This is a genomic window from bacterium CG_4_10_14_0_2_um_filter_33_32, from assembly GCA_002792735.1.
Lineage (GTDB): Bacteria > Patescibacteriota > CPR2_A > CG2-30-33-46 > CG2-30-33-46 > CG2-30-33-46.
Map to the genome: position 1 here is coordinate 1 of PFOW01000046.1, position 2,557 is coordinate 2,557.

The window sequence follows — 2,557 nt, forward strand, 5'->3', positions numbered from 1 at the left end:
AAAGAAGAATCTATTCTTAATCTAATCCTTAAAACCCTGGAAGACACCTTCTCATGGGTAGGCAAGGTTAGGGATTTTGTGGGCGGACAGTTTAAAAGATTAGTTGGGGGATAAGAGTTATTATATTTTTTATTTTTCTAGACTAAGTATTTTATTACCGGATAGGACGTAGATTGTGCCGGTTTTATTATCAATATAGAAATCTTTTATATTTTTAATATCTTTAAATTTAAATGTTTCGGTGTATTTTCCGTTGGCATCAATATTTATAATGCCTAATTCTTTATCTAATACATAAAGTTTAGTACCATCATTATTACTTTGAATTTTGACGGGGTTTTTAAAACTAAAAGGCATATCTTTAATGGTGAAATCTTGTTTTTTGCTTTTAGTAAGTTTTATTATTGTTCCGTTTTTTTGTAGAACGTAAACAAAACCAGTATTTGAAGGTATTGTTAGAGATACAGCATCTTTGATATTGATTGATTTATCGGTTATAAAATTTGAGGCACTGGAGAAACCAGAAGCGGATTTTGTGTAACGATATATTTGGTTATCTTCTTTTGAAAGAATATATAAATTTAATTGATAATTGGCCAAATCAAAAGCTTTGTTAAATCCATTTTTTGATGTTGCTTCTGAGATTTTGCCATTTTTTTCATTAAACTCAAATATTTCTGGTTCATCACTATACATGAGAATAGTATTATTTTTGGGTATCGCAATTATTTTGGAAAAAGGTTTCTGTGGAGTAGGGAAGTCATATTTTTTTTGTTTCTTCGCATCAATATCAAAAGATATAAGCTGATTATTCTTAGAGTCAATATAATAAATATTGTTATTTAGAATAGTAAAAGCGTTGGGATTTATATTTTGTTCTATTTCTTGAATCAATACTGTGTTCGTTTTAGTGATTCCGTCTACTCTTTGATAGGCAAGATTTATTTTAGCAAGTAAATCATGTGCTTCTTTGCTGTACTTTGTTTTTGTTAAATCTTCAGTCATTATCTTTGATTCATCAAGAAGGTTTCTGGCTTCTTTTCTGGCCCCTGTTATAATCGCAAATTCAGCTTTATTTTCTTTTTCAATAGCGCTATCGAGTTTTAATTTCGCGGTATTATTATTTTTTTCGATATTATTATTTCGAACCAGAAAAAATATGCTTATCACAAAAAGGATAGCAAAGACTGCAAAAAGTTTGAAATAAATAGATTTTGACTTTTCTTTTATGGCATTTTTTATATTTCCAAAAACCCTTTGCACATCCTTGAAAAATTTCTCAAATGAGAAATTTTTAAAATAATTTATTACAAAATTAATAAAAGTTTCATTATTTTTTGGCTGTTTTTCTTTTTTATCAGTTTCTATTGGTTCTTTATCAGTTTGAGTAAGATATTCTTTTTGTTCCTTCATATCTTTTTCATCATCAAAATTTTCAAGAGGTTCTTCTTTCGTTTTAACTATTTTTGTTTTTATTTTTTTACCAAAACTTATTGTTGCGGGTATTACTTTAGATTTTATTATTTGGAAGGATGATTTGAAAAAAGTCGCTATACTTATAAGGATAGCGGATAGTATAGCTAAGAATGATTTTGAGGGTTTTGATTCTTCAATCCATATTTCGTCCGTTGTGTGTTCATTAGTATTTGATAAAGCGTCTTCGGTTAAATTTTCAATAATAAGAAAACCTATTGAGCCTATGCCTTCTTCATTTTTCAAAAGATCTTTAAGTTTTGAAATCGAATCAGAGGGTGTATTTTCGGATACTATTTTTTTAATTCCAGCTAGGGAAATGTGATAGAAAAGCTCTGAAGAGCTTACAATTATTTTATCTTCTTCTTGAACTGACCCGCTGGTTATAGTTGAAAAGGTTTTTAAGGGGTGATTACCTTTTTCTTTTTCTTCTTCTACAGATAATCCTTCGCTGATATGAGTTATTTTCTCACCGCGTACTATGTATGCTTCTGTGGTTCCAACTTTGCTAAGATGTAATTTGTCTTCAGCTAAAATAACGCAGGCCACATTGAGCTTACCAATCCAGTCAGTTTCTCCAGCTGATGCAAAGTCAGATAGTTCCTCATTTACTTTTCGTAGTGCTGATTCAAAGCTTAATATTACGCTTCGGTTAAGATCAGAGTAATATTCATCTTTTATTGAGTTAATTATGACTTCACCTACACTGGAAGTGCTTTTTGATCCAGAGGTAATTTCTATTACAAAATATATTTTCCCGTGTTGTTTTTCTAAATAATCCTTTGGTTCGTAAACAAAAATGGTAGCAAAACCCTCGTCGGGCTTTCTTGTACCTGACAGTAGTTTTCCAATCCTGGTAGTCAATCTTTTTGTTTCCATATACATAGTATTTTCTTAGGATTATAGTAACATTCATTCGGCCTAAAATCAAAATATCGTGATCTTGTTTCTTTATATTTAATTTACGAACGATATATTTTAGGGCTTTGTCTGCTGAATAAGTTACGAAACATTTGAGACTCCTGCAAATAACTAAGGAGTTTCCAATATGCATATCAAAGCCTTGTGGTATAAGACTAATTTG

Annotated in this window: 1 protein-coding gene; it reads right to left on the reverse strand. The window is 30.0% G+C overall.

Annotated elements, in window-relative coordinates; all coding sequences use genetic code 11:
• Positions 1 to 129 precede the first annotated feature (129 nt).
• Positions 130 to 2,358, reverse strand: a complete 2,229-nt coding sequence (locus tag COX95_02745) for a hypothetical protein (protein PIZ85853.1) — start codon at positions 2,356 to 2,358, stop codon at positions 130 to 132.
• Positions 2,359 to 2,557: the final 199 nt, after the last annotated feature.